The sequence below is a fragment of the Kitasatospora sp. NPDC050463 genome, from assembly GCF_040655255.1.
Classification (GTDB): domain Bacteria; phylum Actinomycetota; class Actinomycetes; order Streptomycetales; family Streptomycetaceae; genus Kitasatospora.
The window spans coordinates 13,664-28,958 of record NZ_JBFAJO010000017.1 but is presented as its reverse complement, the minus strand read 5'-3'; the positions used below and the strand labels follow the sequence as shown (position 1 = coordinate 28,958).

14 protein-coding genes are annotated in these 15,295 nt (G+C 74.0%); 5 read left to right on the top strand and 9 right to left on the bottom strand.

Features of this window, described 5'->3' with window-relative positions; all coding sequences use genetic code 11:
• Positions 1-96: 96 nt before the first annotated feature.
• Together AB0J08_RS13390 and AB0J08_RS13385 are read left to right on the top strand one after the other, a co-directional pair.
• Entirely contained in the window at positions 97-321 is a 225-nt protein-coding gene (locus tag AB0J08_RS13390; protein ID WP_360631745.1) for a hypothetical protein, read from the top strand.
• Positions 318-527: a hypothetical protein gene (locus AB0J08_RS13385; RefSeq protein ID WP_360631742.1), complete on the top strand. Its 210-nt coding sequence runs from the start codon at positions 318-320 to the stop codon at positions 525-527. Before AB0J08_RS13390 ends, AB0J08_RS13385 begins: the two co-directional genes overlap by 4 nt.
• Here AB0J08_RS13385 and AB0J08_RS13380 read toward each other — a convergent pair whose 3' ends face one another.
• The 3 genes from AB0J08_RS13380 to nadE all read right to left on the bottom strand — a co-directional run bounded on the left by AB0J08_RS13380 (position 528) and on the right by nadE (position 2,763).
• Positions 528-1,319, bottom strand: coding sequence for an MOSC N-terminal beta barrel domain-containing protein (locus tag AB0J08_RS13380; protein WP_360631739.1), 792 nt, complete (start codon positions 1,317-1,319; stop codon positions 528-530).
• A complete protein-coding gene (locus tag AB0J08_RS13375) occupies positions 1,316-1,849 on the bottom strand; it encodes a hypothetical protein (RefSeq protein WP_360631736.1) in 534 nt (177 codons plus the stop codon). Before AB0J08_RS13375 ends, AB0J08_RS13380 begins: the two co-directional genes overlap by 4 nt.
• A gap of 83 nt (positions 1,850-1,932) precedes the next feature.
• Positions 1,933-2,763, bottom strand: coding sequence for an ammonia-dependent NAD(+) synthetase (gene nadE, locus AB0J08_RS13370; protein ID WP_360631733.1), 831 nt, complete (start codon positions 2,761-2,763; stop codon positions 1,933-1,935).
• Between the two features lie 306 nt (positions 2,764-3,069).
• On the opposite strand from nadE, the gene AB0J08_RS13365 reads away from it, so the two are divergent.
• Positions 3,070-4,899 carry a protein kinase gene (locus tag AB0J08_RS13365; protein ID WP_360631730.1) on the top strand — a complete coding sequence of 610 codons (1,830 nt, stop codon included), beginning with the start codon at positions 3,070-3,072 and terminating at the stop codon, positions 4,897-4,899.
• An 87-nt stretch (positions 4,900-4,986) separates the two neighbouring features.
• Here the strand turns inward: AB0J08_RS13365 and AB0J08_RS13360 are convergent, their stop codons facing one another.
• The 6 genes from AB0J08_RS13360 to AB0J08_RS13335 form a co-directional block, all read right to left on the bottom strand.
• Positions 4,987-6,084: an LLM class flavin-dependent oxidoreductase gene (locus AB0J08_RS13360; RefSeq protein ID WP_360631727.1), complete on the bottom strand. Its 1,098-nt coding sequence runs from the start codon at positions 6,082-6,084 to the stop codon at positions 4,987-4,989.
• 361 nt (positions 6,085-6,445) lie between these two features.
• Positions 6,446-7,468: a glutamine synthetase gene (gene glnII / locus AB0J08_RS13355; RefSeq protein ID WP_360631724.1), complete on the bottom strand. Its 1,023-nt coding sequence runs from the start codon at positions 7,466-7,468 to the stop codon at positions 6,446-6,448.
• 174 nt (positions 7,469-7,642) lie between these two features.
• Positions 7,643-8,680: an SCO1860 family LAETG-anchored protein gene (locus AB0J08_RS13350; protein WP_360631721.1), complete on the bottom strand. Its 1,038-nt coding sequence runs from the start codon at positions 8,678-8,680 to the stop codon at positions 7,643-7,645.
• 494 nt (positions 8,681-9,174) lie between these two features.
• On the bottom strand, positions 9,175-11,145 hold the full coding sequence (locus AB0J08_RS13345) for a fructose-specific PTS transporter subunit EIIC (protein ID WP_360631718.1): 1,971 nt from the start codon (positions 11,143-11,145) through the stop codon (positions 9,175-9,177).
• Between the two features lie 84 nt (positions 11,146-11,229).
• The gene (gene pfkB, locus AB0J08_RS13340; protein WP_360631715.1) at positions 11,230-12,168 is read right to left on the bottom strand and encodes a 1-phosphofructokinase; all 939 of its coding nucleotides are present in this window, start codon (positions 12,166-12,168) and stop codon (positions 11,230-11,232) included.
• Entirely contained in the window at positions 12,165-12,926 is a 762-nt protein-coding gene (locus tag AB0J08_RS13335; protein WP_360631712.1) for a DeoR/GlpR family DNA-binding transcription regulator, read from the bottom strand. The genes pfkB and AB0J08_RS13335 overlap by 4 nt, the downstream gene beginning before the upstream one ends.
• Positions 12,927-13,288: 362 nt before the next feature.
• Here AB0J08_RS13335 and AB0J08_RS13330 point away from each other — a divergent pair, with 362 nt between their 5' ends.
• Positions 13,289-13,594, top strand: a complete 306-nt coding sequence (locus AB0J08_RS13330) for an HPr family phosphocarrier protein (protein ID WP_360631709.1) — start codon at positions 13,289-13,291, stop codon at positions 13,592-13,594.
• A complete protein-coding gene (ptsP, locus tag AB0J08_RS13325; protein ID WP_360631706.1) occupies positions 13,591-15,240 on the top strand; it encodes a phosphoenolpyruvate--protein phosphotransferase in 1,650 nt (549 codons plus the stop codon). The genes AB0J08_RS13330 and ptsP overlap by 4 nt, the downstream gene beginning before the upstream one ends.
• Positions 15,241-15,295 lie beyond the last annotated feature (55 nt).

Below are 15,295 nucleotides of genomic sequence, written 5' to 3'. Positions count from 1 at the left end.
GCAGCTATACGGCGTGGCACGGGCAAGCGCGTCTGGGTGCGCGTGCTGCTCGACGACGACCGGAACCCGTACTCGCCGCACGGGAGTTGAACACCGATGGAATCCCACCTGAGCCGTCACGCCCGCCGGCAACGCGAGGATGCCAGGGCGGCTGTCGCCGAGCTGAACGACGCCTTGGCCGCTGCGGGACTCGTCCTGCCCTCGGTCGGCGTCGACACCCCCTCCATCTTCACCGGTGAGGTGCTGGTGGAACTCGGCCGCACCCGGCCCGACGTGGTCGTCCGGCTCGCCGCACTCGTCCGACGAGGAGCACGCCGATGAACCGGCCGACGCCCCTCGAAGTGACCGCCGCCGTCCTCGTCCTCGCGGCCGGCATCGCGTTGGCCTGCGGCGGCGCCGCGCTGCTCGCCCCCGGCCAGCCCGGCACCGTCCGTGTCGTCTGGTGGACGACCCTCGCGGCCTCGTTCCTCCACGGCTTCAGCTGGTCCGAGACCGCCCTCGACCGGCGCCGGACGCCACCGCAGTGATCAGTCCAGGCCGACCGCGTCGCCCACCTTCACCCTCCCCGGCTCCACCACCTGCGCGTACACGCCCGCGCAGGGCAGCGCGGCCATCCCCTCCAGCGGCACCAGCCGGTTCTGCTCGGCGAGGACCTTCAGCGCCGCCGTGCTGCGCGGGAGCGGGCCGTGGGCGAGGGTGGGGACGGCGCAGCGGGGAGTGGGGGCGAGGATGCGCAGCCGGAGGTCCGGGCCGATCCGCAGCTCGCGGCCGACCCACTCGTTCTCGACGTAGCCCTCACCCTCGGTGCGGATCACCAGATTGGGACGGTAACGCTCGGCCTCGGCCGCCACGGCGTCCAGGGTGGACGTGGTGAGCAGGTGCAGCGGGGCGAAGTCGAAGAACGTCCCGGCGGGGGCTGCCCGGCCGATCTCGTTCTCCGTGACGGCGACCTTCTCCTCGATCCCGCGCGCCAACACCTCCTCCGGCACGGCCCGTTCGACCGTCGCACCGGGCGGGCGCTCGCCGGCCAGGCGGACCCTGCGGCCGAGGCGTTCGGACAGCTCCGCCTCGCCCACCTCCCGACCGTCCGGCCCGGTGATCACCACACGGCCGGCGTCCAGCACCGCCGTGAGCCCGAGCATCCCCGCCCAGAGCCGCGGATTCTTGGCGCTCACCACCCGGCCGCTCTCGGCGTCGAGCAGCCCCGTCACCCGGTCGCCGTCCAGCCCGCGGTCGGACACGGCCGCCTCGCCCAGCTCCTCCCCCAGCATCGACTTCACCGGGTACCGCCGAAGCCGCTCCACCGTCCCGATCTTCATGCCACCGCCTCCGCCCACTCCCGAAGCAGCGCGAAGTCTCCCTCGCCCAGACCGAGTTTGGGGTCAATGTGCAGGGTCAGCGCCGGCCCGGGGTGGTGGGCGACTATCCACTCGGTGTCCTGCGGCCTCAGCTCGTCGTCCACCCAGACGAACGGGCGCCCGGCGGCCCAGGCGACCAGGTTCCTGGTCTTCCAGTGCAACCCGTCGGGATCCTCCTGGTGCAGTTCCGGCCACTGGATGTACGGGAGCCGGGGCAGCCCGAGCAGCGGCCCGATGAAGGTGTTCGCCTCGTCCATCCACGTGGTGGCCCACACCAGCTCGTACCGCAGCGCCAGCAGCTCGGGCCCGTGGGCCGGGTTGATCCAGATCCGCAGCGGCCGCACGTATTCGGCGGGCTTCTGCGGAAAGCGGGAAACCCAGCAGTCGGGCTTCACCCGGTGCGTCCCGTATCCGTGCGGCCGCCGGTGGCGCTTGGCGGCGAAGGGATTCAACGGACCGTCGACATCGAGCAGGAGCAGCGGCAATGTCATACCGGGCATCCTCGCCGAGGGATCGCGCCGGGACCAGGGGTTTTCCCGGTCCGGTTCAGAGCGGACCGGACCGGTTCCCCGGGCTACGGCGCGATGGGCAGGCGGCGCTTGTGGTCGGTGAGGCGGTAGCGGCGGACGATCGTGTCGAAGGCCTGCTCGCCCACCGGCTTGCCCTCCAGGAAGTCGTCGATGTCGTCGTAGGTGACTCCGAGCGCGTCCTCGTCGGCCTTGCCCGGGGCGAGGGTCTCCAGGTCGGCCGTCGGGACCTTCCAGACCAGCTCGGCGGGCGCGCCCAGGGTGTCCGCGACGGCGCGCACCCGGCGCTTGGTCAGGCCGGTCAGCGGGACGAGGTCGGCGGCGCCGTCGCCGAACTTGGTGAAGAAGCCGGAGACCGCCTCGGCCGCGTGGTCGGTGCCGACGACCAGGCCGTCGTGTGCGCCGGCCACCGCGTACTGGGCGATCATGCGCTGGCGGGCCTTGATGTTGCCGTGCACGAAGTCCTGGTGACCGGCGCCGCGGAAGGCCACGTCGGCGGCCAGGGCGGCGTCGAGCGCGGCGTCGCTCGCGGGCTTGATGTCGACGGTCAGCACCACGTCCGCCCGGATGAAGGAGAGCGCGAGCTGGGCGTCGTGCTCGTCGGCCTGGACGCCGTAGGGCAGCCGCATCGCGTAGAACCGCGCCTCGTGACCGGCGGCCCGGGCCCGCTCGACGGCGAGCTGGCACAGCCGGCCGGCGGTGGTGGAGTCGACGCCGCCGCTGATGCCCAGCACGAGGGAGCGCAGACCGGTGGAGGTCAGCTGCTCGGCGAGGAAGGCCACCCGGCGCTCGATCTCCAGCGGGGCCTCGAAGGTCTCGGCGACCTCCAGCTCCCGGGCGATCTCCTGCTGCAGGGCGATGGACGCCGGCACGCTCACGTCTGCTCCTTGGTCGGGTTCACGATGTGCTGTCGCACCCACCCTACTCAGCCCCGATGCCAAGCGGGAAAGCCCGTTCGACTCGTACCGGCGCCACCGGCGGCCGGCCGGGCGGGGACGTCCCGGGCCGGCGGGCGGTCCCGTCGCCGCCGGTCCGCGTCCGCCCTTCGTCCGCATACCCGCTGACGATCCGTCGGAGGCGGTCCGTAGCATGGGCAGCAGGCGGCCGGGGGGCTTGGCGCCCTCTGGCAGACTGTGCGACCAGTGATCCGTTGGGCCGGGGCATGACACGTGGGGGCGAAGGGCATGAACAGCCGGGGGACCGTGCTCGGGGGGCGCTACACGCTGACCGAGCGGATCGGCGGCGGGGGCATGGGCGCCGTCTGGCGTGCCGACGACGAGGTGCTCGCGCGGCAGGTCGCCGTGAAGATCCTGCATCCGGGACTGGTCGAGGACGGCACCTTCGCCAAGCGCTTCCGGCGCGAGGCCCAGTTGCTCGCCGCGCTGAAGCACCCCGGCATCGTGGACATCCACGATTACGGCGAGAACGGCGAGGACTCCGGGGACGACCGGGTCGCCTACATCGTCATGGAGCTGATCACCGGGCAGCCGCTGGACAAGGTGCTCGCCGAGAGCGGGCCGATGCCGCCCGAGCGGGCGCTGGGGCTGCTCGCCACCGCGCTGGACGCCCTGCACGCCGCCCACCGGCAGGACATCGTGCACCGCGACGTCAAGCCGTCCAACCTGATGCTCCGGCCCGAGGGCCAGGTGACGGTGACCGACTTCGGCATCGCGCGGGCCGTCGCGAGCACCAGGATCACCGCCTCCCACGCGGTGATCGGGACAGCGCTCTACATGGCGCCCGAACAGGCCGAGGGCCAGGCCGTCACCCCGGCCTCGGACCTGTACTCGATCGGCGTGGTCGGCTACGAACTGCTCAGCGGGCAACCGCCGTTCGTCGGCGAGAGCGTGCTGGAGGTCGCCCTCAAACACATCCGGGAGCCCGCGCCGGAGCTGCCGGCGACCCTGCCTGCGGCGGTGCGCGAGCTGATCGCCACCGCGCTGGCGAAGAAGCCGGAGGACCGCTTCGCCGACGCCGCCGCGATGGCGGCCGCGGCGAGGGCCGCGATCGGCGCCGCATCCGGCGCGCCCGCGCTGCCGGCGGCTCCCGCGACGCCCGCAGCGCCCGCAGTGCCCGCCAAGGCGGCGGCCGACGTCGGCAAGGTGGAGTCCCGCGCCGTCACCGAGCCCGGCACCCGCCGGCGGCGGCGCGGCTTCCTCGTCCCCATCGTCATACCGGTGATCATCACGGCGGGCACCGCGACCGTCCTGCTGATCGACCGCACCCCGTTCACGTCCGAGGCGAAGACGCCCGGGGCGCAGCCGTCCGTCGTGGTCTCCACCACGGCGAACGCCGGCACCCCGGCGCCGACGGCCGGGACCGCGACGACTTCGCCCCCGACCAGCCCGGCACCGACCACCCCCGGCGCCGGCTCCCCACCGGCCTCCCCGCCTGGCACCACCGCGTCGAGCGCCGGCGGCGTACCGACCGGCGGCGGAGGCAGCACACCGCCGCGCGGCGCAGGCGCGACCCAGCCCCCGGCCACCGCCCCGGTCCCGCCGGCCGGCACCCCCGTGCCCGGCACCTCCGCACCCGGCAACCAGCCCGCGCCCGGCAACCAGCCCAACACCCAGCCGGCGGCCACCACGCCGCCGCCGCAGACCTCCGGCACGCCCGCGGGCTGCGGCGGCACCAACTGGGGTTCCATCGTCAACGTCGCCTCCGGCCTCAAGCTCGGCCTGTCCAAGGACACCCCGACGGGCGGCCAGGCCGTGGTCATGGGCGGGACGACCGCCTACGGCTGGGTGCACACCGTGCCGAGCAGCTGGCACCAGTTCAACCCGTGCAACATGAGCGGCCCGGCCCTCGTCCAGGAGACGGACAAACGGGTGACGCTCTCGGGCGGCTTCAGCTTCCTGAGCAACTGGAAGGTCACCGCCGCGAGCACGCCGGGTGCCTTCTACCTCGCCGACTACATGGGCTACGACTGCCTGACCGACAACGGCGCGGGCAACGCGGTCACCATGGTCAGCTGCACGCCCGGCAACAAGTCCCAGGAGTTCCGGATCCCCTGACCGGCGCCGGGCCGAGCGGGGCGCCGGTCACAACGGGCCGGCACCGTTCACGACCGGCGCGGCGGCGTCACGGCCGGGCCGGCGCCGTCACGGCCGGCTCCAGAGATTGCGGGCGGCGAGCAGCGGCAGGACACCCTCGCCGAACCAGTAGGCCTCCTCCAGGTGCGGTATCCCGGACAGCACGAACTCGTCGACGCCCAGCTCGTGGTACTCGGTGATGAGGTCCGCGACCTCGCGGTGGCTACCGACCAGTGCCGTCCCCGCGCCGCCCCGCAGCAGGCCGATGCCGGCCCAGAGCCCGGGGTGGATCTCCAGCCGCTCGGCCGAGCCGCCGTGCAGCGCGAGCATCCGGCGCTGGCCCTCCGACTCGCTTCGGGCGAGGGCCCGTTGGGTCTCCCGGACCCTCCCCGGGTCCATCGACGCGAGCAGCCGCTCGGTTTCCGCCCAGGCCTGGGCGGAGGTGTCCCGGGTGATCACGTGCAACCGGATCCCGAACCGGACCACCCGGCCCTGCGCGGCGGCGAGTTCGCGGATCCAGGCGAGCTTCTCGCGGACCTGCGCGGGCGGCTCGCCCCAGGTCAGGTAGACGTCGGCGTACCGGGCGGCGACGTCGCCCGCCGCCGGGGAGGAACCGCCGAAGTACACCGGCGGCACCGGATCCGGCAGCCGGTTCACGGTGGCCTGCTCGACCCGCAGATGGACGCCGTCGTGGTCGACGGTCTCCCCCGCCCAGAGGCGGCGGGTGATGGACAGGAACTCCCCCGTCCTGGCGTAGCGGGCGTCCTTGTCCAGGAAGTCCCCGTAGGCGCGCTGCTCGGCCGACTCGCCGCCGGTCACCACGTTGAGCAACAGCCGCCCACCGGACTGCCGTTGGTAGGTCGCCGCCATCTGCGCGGCCAGCGTCGGGCTGATCTGCCCGGGCCGGAACGCCACCAGGTACTTCAGCCGCTCGGTCACCTGGGTGAGCATCGCCGTGGTCAGCCAGGCGTCCTCGCACCACGCACCGGTCGGGGTCAGGGCCCCCTCGAAGCCCAACTGCTCGGCAGTGCGCGCGATCTGGCCCAGATAGGCGATGCTCGGCGGCCGGTCGGACCCGGCCGTGCCGGGCGTCGAGCCGTGGCCGCCGCCGACGATCTGCCGGCTGTCGCCGTTGGTGGGGAGGAACCAGTGAAAGGTGAGGGACATCGGACGGACACGCTCCTGGCGGTGGCTGGCTGCTGGTGGACCCGGTCGGTGTCAGCAGCGACAGCCGGCCGCGCACACCCGTCCCAGGTCGACGTGCAGCCGTCGTACGGGGAGGAAGCGGGCCGGAGCGGTCATGGGCCGATTCTCCGGGACTTCTGCCCCGCTATCAAGACACCCGCCCCGGCGAACGGAGCGGACGGGGCCAGAACGGACCGGGCCAGAGCGGACCGGACCGGAGCGCGACGGGCCAGAGCCGCCCGGAGCGGACCGGACCGGAGCGAACCGGAGCACGGAAAGCCGCCGGGCCTCCCCTCGGCAGCGGAGGGGAGGCCCGGCGGGTGGTGCGGCTGGGGAGCGCGGCTCAGACGAGGCCGGCCTTCTCCAGGGCGGAGCAGCAGGTGTTGACCAGGAGGCGGGTCACCACGTACGGGTCCACGTTGGCGTTCGGGCGACGGTCCTCGATGTAGCCCTTCCGGTCGACCTCGACCTGCCACGGGATGCGGACCGAGGCGCCGCGGTCGGAGACGCCGTAGGTGTAGACGTTCCACGGGGCGGTCTCGTGCTTGCCGGTCAGGCGCGACTCGATGTCGGCGCCGTACTGGGTGACGTGCTCCAGGACGATCTCCTGCGAGGCACCGAGCGACTCGCAGGCGGCGATGATCGCGTCGTAGCCCTCGCGCATCGCCTTGGTGGAGAAGTTGGTGTGCGCGCCGGCACCGTTCCAGTCGCCGCGCGCGGGCTTGGCGTCGAGGGTGGCGTCGATGCCGAACTCCTCGGCGGTGCGGTAGAGCAGGTAGCGGGCGACCCACATGTGGTCGGAGACGGTCAGCGCGTCGACCGGGCCGATCTGGAACTCCCACTGGCCGGGCATGACCTCGGCGTTGATGCCGCAGAGCGCGAGGCCGGCCGCCAGGCAGCGGTCCATGTGCAGCTCGACGATCTCGCGGCCGAAGACCTCCTCGGCACCGACACCGCAGTAGTAGCCGCCCTGCGGGGCCGGGAAGCCACCCTCGGGGAAGCCCAGCGGGCGGGAGCCCTTGAAGAAGGTGTACTCCTGCTCGATGCCGAAGATCGACTCCTGAGCGGCGAACTGCTCGGCGATCGGGCGGAGCAGCGCACGGGTGTTGCTCTCGTGCGGGGTGCCGTCGATCTCGTTGACCTCGCACAGGACGAGGATGTTGTCGCCGCCGCGAATCGGGTCCGGGAAGGTGGCAACCGGCTCAAGGACACGGTCCGAAGCGTGGCCCTCGGCCTGGTTGGTGGAGGAACCGTCGAAGCCCCAGGTCGGGATCTTGTCCGCGTTGGCCAGGATCCGAGTCTTGGAGCGGAGCTTGGCGGTCGGCTTCGTGCCGTCGATCCAGATGTACTCGGCCTTGATTGCCACGGCGGTGAACCTCGCAAACTGGGTGGTGGGTGCCCGCGTAGCGTCGCAAGTCGCCGTTTCCCGGTTGTTCCTCTCATGTAACACCCAGGTGAACCAACCGTCCGCGTTGGCACGGTCACGGTGCGGGAGTGCCGTGGGTGGCACTCCCGCCCCGGCCTGCGAGCAGGGCGGGCGTCAGCGCCGGCGGGCGTGCGCGGCCCGGCGGCGGGTGGCCCACAGCGCGAAGCCGCCGGCCACGACCAGCGCGGCGGCCCCGACGGCGATCGGGCCGGTGGCGTCACTGCCGCCGGTGGCGGCGAGGTCGCCGCCACCGGACGCGCTCGGGCCGGTGGCCTGCGGGCGGGCGGCCCGGCCGGCCGCCGCGGTGGTCGCGTCGACGGCGGGCTGGACGGCCGGGGTGGCGACGGGTGCGGTGGCGGGCGCCGTCGGCCCGGCCGGGGAGGTCGGGGCGGCCGGCGCGGCCGGCTTCTCGCAGCTCACCGAGGCGACGGTGATCTTCCCGGTCACCTTGGCGACGTTGAGGTTCAGCGGGTTCACCTCGATCTGCACCTCCAGCGCCGACGCGGCGGCCGTCGTCGAGGTGGTGGCCCGCTTGGAGAACTCCACGGAGACGCTGCCGACCAGTGGCACGTCCACGTGGGTCGGCCCGTACAGACTGAGGGTGACCGGCTTGCCGAGGACGGTGAGCCGGGCGGGCGCGGTGACGTCGGCGGTGGGCGGCCCGTCGACCGGGCAGGTGACGGCGGAGCTGAGCGCCTCCAGACCGAGCAGAGTGGTGGCCGGCAGGCCCGGCGCGTGCACGTCGGCGTTGACCAGCTTGACCGAGGCGGCGGTGCCCTTGGCGTCGGACGTCGTCACCGAGGTGCCGACGTCCGCCTTGACCAGGGTGATCGGGCCCTGCTGGTCGACGCCGTCGACCTTGGCCGTCAGCACCGAGCCCTCGCGCTGCGCCGGGGTCTCGACCTTGTTCAGCGCGATGTTCACCGGGACGTCCACCGCCTTGTTCAGCAGCGCGACGTCCAGGTCGAGTTCGGCGGTGACGGCGCGCGCCTTGCCGGGCGTCGCGCCGACGGGCGCGGACGCAACGGGCGCGGACGCGGCGGGCGCGGGCGTCGGCCCCGTCGCGTGGGCCGCCGGCGCCACGGCCAGCACCGCCGCCACCGCGGCGGCGACGACGGAGACGGCGACGGAGGTGGAACGGGAAGAAGACATGGCGGTACCCCCACAGGTGGTGATCTCGGTAGAGCGCGCCTCCGACATCACCCGCGGGGCGGGGCAAGGGGCTGGTGCTCCGAACGACGAGCCGCCAGTCTTATCGAACAGTGCGTCACACGAGCCACACGGAATGTCATTTCACTCGTTCGGGTGAGACCGACGAGCCGCGGCGACGGATGGACGTTCGGGCCGAAGAAGCCGCCGCTCGCGGAGTACGGGCTCGGCCGGGCGGACTCGTTCCCGTACTCCTGGAACCTGTTGATCAGGCCGGCCGGGATCGGCCGCGCCCCCGGCCCGACCGAGAAGCTCAGCCCGACGGCATGTGCGGACCCGGATCCGATAGCCGCGCCCTGCGTCCCGGCGGTACTGGAGCCGCCGATCGAGGATCTCCGGCCGTGGCCGACCGGCTGCGGAGCACGCGGCCGTGCACGGGGTGAAGGCCCCGCGCGGTAGCACGGGGCCCTCTCCCTACCGGCCGATCGTCAGACACGTCAGACAGCTGCGACCAGCTCCGGTTCGGCGGCCGGGGCGTGGGCGGCCGGGGCGGGCTTGCGCATCCCCTTGAGCAGGACCACCGCCCCGGCGGTGACCACCGTGCCCGCCGCGATCGCCGTCACGTAGAGGAACGGGCTGCCGATCAGCGGCAGCACCCAGATGCCGCCGTGCGGGGCGCGCAGGGTGGAGCCGAAGGCCATCGTCAGGCCGCCGGCGGTCATGCTGCCCAGGATGCCGGCCGGGATGACCCGCAGCGGGTCGGCGGCGGCGAAGGGGATGGCGCCCTCGGTGATGAAGGATGCGCCGAGCACCCAGGCGGCCTTGCCGTTCTCGCGCTCCTCCGGGGTGAACAGGCGCTTGCGCACCACCGTGGCGAGGGCCAGGCCCAGCGGCGGGGTCATGCCTGCGGCCATCACGGCGGCCATCACCTTGAGGCTGCCCGCATCCGGGTTGACCCCGGCCGTGGTGAGCGCGCCGGCCGCGAAGGTGTACGCCACCTTGTTGAGCGGGCCGCCCATGTCGAAGGCCATCATCGCGCCCAGCAGCAGGCCGAGCAGGATCGCGTTGGTCCCGGACAGGCCGTTCAGCCAGCTGGTCAGCCCGCTCATCGCGGAGGCGATCGGGGAGCCGACCACCACGAACATCAGCAGGCCCACGAGGGCGACCGACAGCAGCGGGATCACCACCACCGGCATGATCCCGGCGATCGCCTGCGGCACCCGCCAGCGGACCATCCAGAGCACCAGCAGCCCGGCCGCCAGCCCGGCCACGATGCCGCCGAGGAAGCCGGCGCCGACCGCCACCGAGACCGCGCCGCCGACGATGCCGGCGGCCAGCGCCGCGCGGTCCGCGATGGCGTAGGCGATGAAGCCGGACAGGATCGGGACCAGGAAACCGAAGGAGGTCTTGCCGGTCTGGAACAGCAGTGCGGCCCAGCTGTGCTGCGAGGTCCAGTCGAAGTGGCCGAGCACGGACGGCGCGGAGGCGATCTGGTAGCCGCCGATCGCGAAGCCGAGGGCGATCAGCAGACCGCCGGCCGCGACGAACGGGATCATGTAACTGACGCCCGTCATCAGGTACTTGCGCAGGCGCTGGGCCCAGTGCTCGCCGGCGGCGGCGGTTCGCGCGGGTGCCGGGGCGGCGGCGCCGGCCGGGCCCGCCTCGGCGGCCAGCCGGGCGGCCTCGGCGACCAGTTCGTCGGCGCGGTTGACACCGGCCTTGACGCCCACGTCCACGGTCGGCTTGCCGGCGAACCGGGCGCGATCGCGGACCTCCACGTCGTGCGCGAAGATCACCGCGTCGGCGGCGGCGATCACCGAGGGGTCGAGCCGGGTCGAGCCGGCCGAGCCCTGCGTCTCCACCTCGATCTGCGCGCCCACCCGGGCGGCCGCCAGCTCCAGGGCCTTGGCGGCCATGTAGGTGTGCGCGATCCCGGTGGGGCAGGAGGTGACGGCCACCAGTCGCAGGGCCCCCTGCGGTCCGGCGGGGGCCGCGGGGGCCGCGGCCCCGGGCACCTCCTCGCCGTTGACCAGGGCGGCCACGGCGCTCGGGCTGTCGGCGGTGCGCAGCGCGCCCGTGAAGTCCGGGTCCATCAGCCGGCGGGCGAGCGCGGAGAGGATCTTCAGGTGCTCGTCGTCCGCGCCGTCCGGTGCCGCGATCATGAAGATCAGGTCGGCGGGCCGCCCGTCCGGGGCGTCGAAGTCCACGCCCCTGGGGCTGCGCCCGAAGGCCAGGCTGGGCTGGGTGACGTGGGCCGAGCGGCAGTGCGGGATGCCGATGCCCTCGCCCAGGCCGGTCGGGGCCTGGGCCTCACGGGCGGCGATGTCGGCGAGGAAGCCGTCGAGGTCGGCGACCCGGCCTTCGGCCACCAGCCGCTGGGCGAGGGCGTACAGGGCCTCGCTCTTGTCCTCCGGGGCGAGGTAGAGATCAACGAGTGCGGGTGTGATCAGTCCGCTGGTATCGCTCATCGTCGTTGTTCCTTCGACTGTGGTGTCTGCTGATTCCCTGTGCCCCCGGGAGTGCTTGCCCGTCCGTCCCACACGGACGAGCGGTCAGCCGTGTAGTGGTCGCTCCAGCGGGATGTCCGCCGTCACGGCCACCGCGGCCGGGTCCAGATCGGCCGGGGTCGGCATCACGCTGCCCGGCAGTTGCACGGCGGCGGCGCCGTGCGCCAGGGCCGCCGCGAGTGCTCGGGGTCCGGCGCCGCCCGCGCCGAGGAAGCCGGCCAGCGAGGCGTCGCCGGCTCCGACGTCGCTGCGCACGGCGGCCACCGGGGCCGTGCCGTACCAGCTGCCCTCCTCGGCGAGCAGCAGCATGCCGTCCGCGCCGAGGCTGGCCAGTACCTGCTGGGCGCCGAGCTTGCGCAGTTCGCCGGCCGCGTCGACGGCGTCGCCGATGGTGGCGATCGGGCGGCCGACGGCGTCGGCGAGCTCCTCGCGGTTCGGCTTGACCACGTCGGGCCGGGCGGCGAGTGCGGCGAGCAGGGCCGGCCCGGAGGTGTCCAGGGCGATCCGGGCGCCGCCGGAGTGCACCTGGGCGACCAGCTCCGCGTACCACTCGGGCGCCAGGCCGCGCGGCAGGCTGCCGCAGCAGGCCAGCCAGCCGTTGTCGGTCGGGCCCCGGCGGACCATGTCCAGCATCGCCGCGGACTCGGCCGCGCTGAGCTCGGGCCCCTGGGCGTTGATCTTGGTCAGCCGGCCGCCGGCCTCGACGATCGAGACGTTGATCCGGGTGTCGCCCGCGATCGGGACGGGCGCCACGTCGATGTCCTGGCGGCGCAGCAGGTCGCCGAGCAGTTGCCCGGAGAGCCCGCCGAGCGGCAGGACGGCGGTGGTGCGGTGGCCGGCGGCGGAGAGGGCGCGGGAGACGTTGACACCCTTGCCGCCCGGGTCGAGCCGGTCGTGCGAGGCGCGGTTGACCTCGCCGAGGGCCAGGTCCGCCAGCTCGTAGGTGCGGTCGAGGCTGGGGTTCGGAGTGATGGTGACGATCATGCGCGAATGACTTCCGGTCCGTGGTTCTCGATGTCGGCGGCCTGCGCGTCGGTCAGTCCAGTGTCCGTGACCAGCACCTCGACCTGGTCGAGCGAGCCGAACCGGGCGAAGTGCCGGACGTCGTACTTGCTGGAGTCCGCCACCAGCACCACCCGGCGGGCGCTCGCCACCATGGCCCGCTTGACCGCCGCCTCGGCGAGGTCGGGGGTGGAGAGCCCGCCCTCGGGCGAGAAGCCGTTGGTGGCGATGACGGCCACGTCCGCGTGCACGTCGGCCAGGTCGCGCAGCGCCCAGGCGTCGACGGCGGCCTGGGTGCGGTGGCGCAACCGGCCGCCGACCAGGTGGAGGGTCAGGCCCGGGTGGTCGGCCAGCCGGGCTGCCACCGGGAGTGCGTTGGTGACGACGGTCAGGTTGCTGTCGACGGGCAGCAGGGCGGCCAGTCGCGAGACGGTGGTCCCGGCGTCCAGCAGCACGCTGCCCTCGGTGGGCAGCAGGGCCAGCGCGGCCTTGGCGATCCGCTCCTTCTGCGGCGCGGCGGTGGAGTCCCGCTCGGCCAGGCCCGGCTCCAGGTGGAGCGCGCCGGCCGGCAGGGCGCCGCCGTGCACCCGGTGCAGCAGCCCGGCCCGGTCGAGCGAGCTCAGGTCACGTCGGATGGTCTCCTGCGTGACGCCGAACTCCTCGGCCAGGGTGGGCACGTCGACCCGGCCGCGCTCATGGGCGAGGCTGAGGATCTGCTGCTGGCGCTCGGGAGCGTACATGTGGGATCAGATCCGTTTCATGTTTGTTTACGCCTGATTAAGCCCGAACCATACGCCTTCCGACGCGAAAATCAAGGGCTGGGCGCAAGTCCGTTTGCTTGGACCGAAGTCCGTTGACGTCCGATTTGATGCCCGAATGTGTTGACAGTTGCGGGCAGGCGGGCGTAGAACCAATCGAAACACCACGCTAACGGGCGTGAAACCACATGCCGCCCGTCTTCCGCACCGCCCCCGTACCGCGGAAGCCGGGCGGGCGGTGGCGGCCCCGCCGTACCCCTGGGCGCGGGCCTTCACCACCCGGTCGGCGCCCCCATCCCACGTGGGGACGCCGACCACCCCACCCGATCTTCGAAGGACTCCCCATGCCTCGACTCCTGGTCACCGTCGGCTCGCGCCGTGGCCTGCACGCCCGCCCCGCCTCGCTCTTCGTGCAGGCCGCCGCCCGCCAGTCGGCCAAGGTCACCGTCGGCCGACCCGGCCAGAGCCCGGTGGACGCCCGCAGCCTGCTCTCCGTACTCGCGCTCGCCGCCGGGCACGGCGACACCCTGGAGCTCACCGCCGAGGGCGAGCAGGCGCAGGATTCGCTCAAGGAGCTCGCCGACCTGCTCGCGGCCGACCTGGACGCGGAGACGGACGCGGACCCGGCCGCCGCCCGGGCGACGCGGTGACGACGCTGCTGCGCGGCATCGGGGTCGGCACCGGCAGCGTCGCGGGACCGGTCGCGTGGATGGCGCCCGCCCCCGCGCTGCCGGCCCCACGGCCCGTCGGTGATCCGTCGGCCGAGGCGGCGGCCGTCCGCGCCGCGCTCGCCGCCGTGGCCGCCGACCTGGAGGAGCGCGCGACCCGGGCCACCGGGACCGGCGCCGAGGTGCTGGCCGCGCAGGCGATGATGGCCGCCGATCCGGCGCTGGCCGAGCAGGCCGCCACGCTGGCCGCGAACGGCGCCGACGGCCCACACGCCCTCGCCACCACCTTCGACGGCTTCCGCGCCGCGCTGCTCGCCGCCGGCGGCTACTTCGCCGAGCGCGCCGCCGACCTCGACGACCTGCGCGACCGTGCGGTCGCGCGGCTGCTCGGCCTGCCGATGCCCGGCCTGCCCGACCCCGGCCACCCGTACGTGCTGGTCGCCGAGGACCTCGCCCCGGCCGACACCGCACTGCTCGACCCCGAGCAGGTGCTCGCGCTGGTCACCCTGCGCGGCGGTCCGACCAGCCACACCGCGATCCTGGCCAAGGCACTCGGCCTGCCCGCCGTGGTGGGCTGCGCCGACGCGGCCGAACTCGCCAACGGCCGACAGGTGTTGGTGCGCGGCGCCGAGGGCGTGGTCGAGCCTGACCCGGCTCCGGAGGCCATCGCGCTCGCCGCGCGGCGGCAGCGGGAGCGCCGCGAGCGGACGGCCGCCGTGCACGGGCCCGGCCGCACCGCCGACGGCCACCGGGTCGCCCTGCTGGTCAACCTCGGCGCGCCGCACGAGCTTTCCGGCGCCGCGGCCGCCGATTCCGAGGGCGTCGGCCTGTTCCGCACCGAGTTCCTCTTTCTGGACCGCGCCCAGGCGCCGAGCCTGGCGGAGCAGACCGCCGCCTACCGGGAGGTCTTCGACGCCTTCGCCGGGCGCCGGGTGGTGGTGCGCACGCTCGACGCGGGCGCGGACAAGCCGCTGCCGTTCGCGACCGCCCCTGACGAGGAGAACCCCGCGCTCGGCATCCGCGGCCTGCGCACCGCCGGCCGTGCGCCGCAACTGCTGGAGACCCAGCTCGCCGCCGTCGCCGCGGCCGCCCGGCAGAGCGGCGCCGAGGTGTGGGTGATGGCCCCGATGGTCTCCGTACCGCGCGAGGCCGCCTGGTTCGCCGCCCGGGTGCGCGAGCACGGGCTCCCGCTGGCCGGGGCGATGGTGGAGGTCCCGGCCGCCGCGCTGCGGGCCGAACGGCTCGCCGAAGTCTGCGACTTCCTCAGTATCGGCACCAACGACCTGGCCCAGTACACCTTCGCCGCCGACCGTACGCTGGGCTCCCTCGCCGAGCTGCTCGACCCCTGGCAGCCGGCCCTGCTCGACCTGGTCGCGGCCACCGCCCGGGCGGGCGGTGAGTACGGCCGCCCGGTCGGTGTCTGCGGCGAGGCGGCCGCCGACCCGGCGCTGGCCCTGGTGCTGGTCGGCCTGGGCGTCACCAGTCTCTCCGTCGCGCCCTCGTGCCTGGCCGAGGTCCGGGCCGCGCTCGCCGGCCACACGCTGGAACAGTGCCGGGAATTCGCCGAGTCGGCGCTGGCCGCGGTGGACGGGAGAGCTGCGCGGGACGCGGTCCTGAGCCGTCTCTGACGCTCTGGTGCGGCCCTTCCCCGGAAGGGCCGCAGCGGGGCCGGGGCCTACCCCG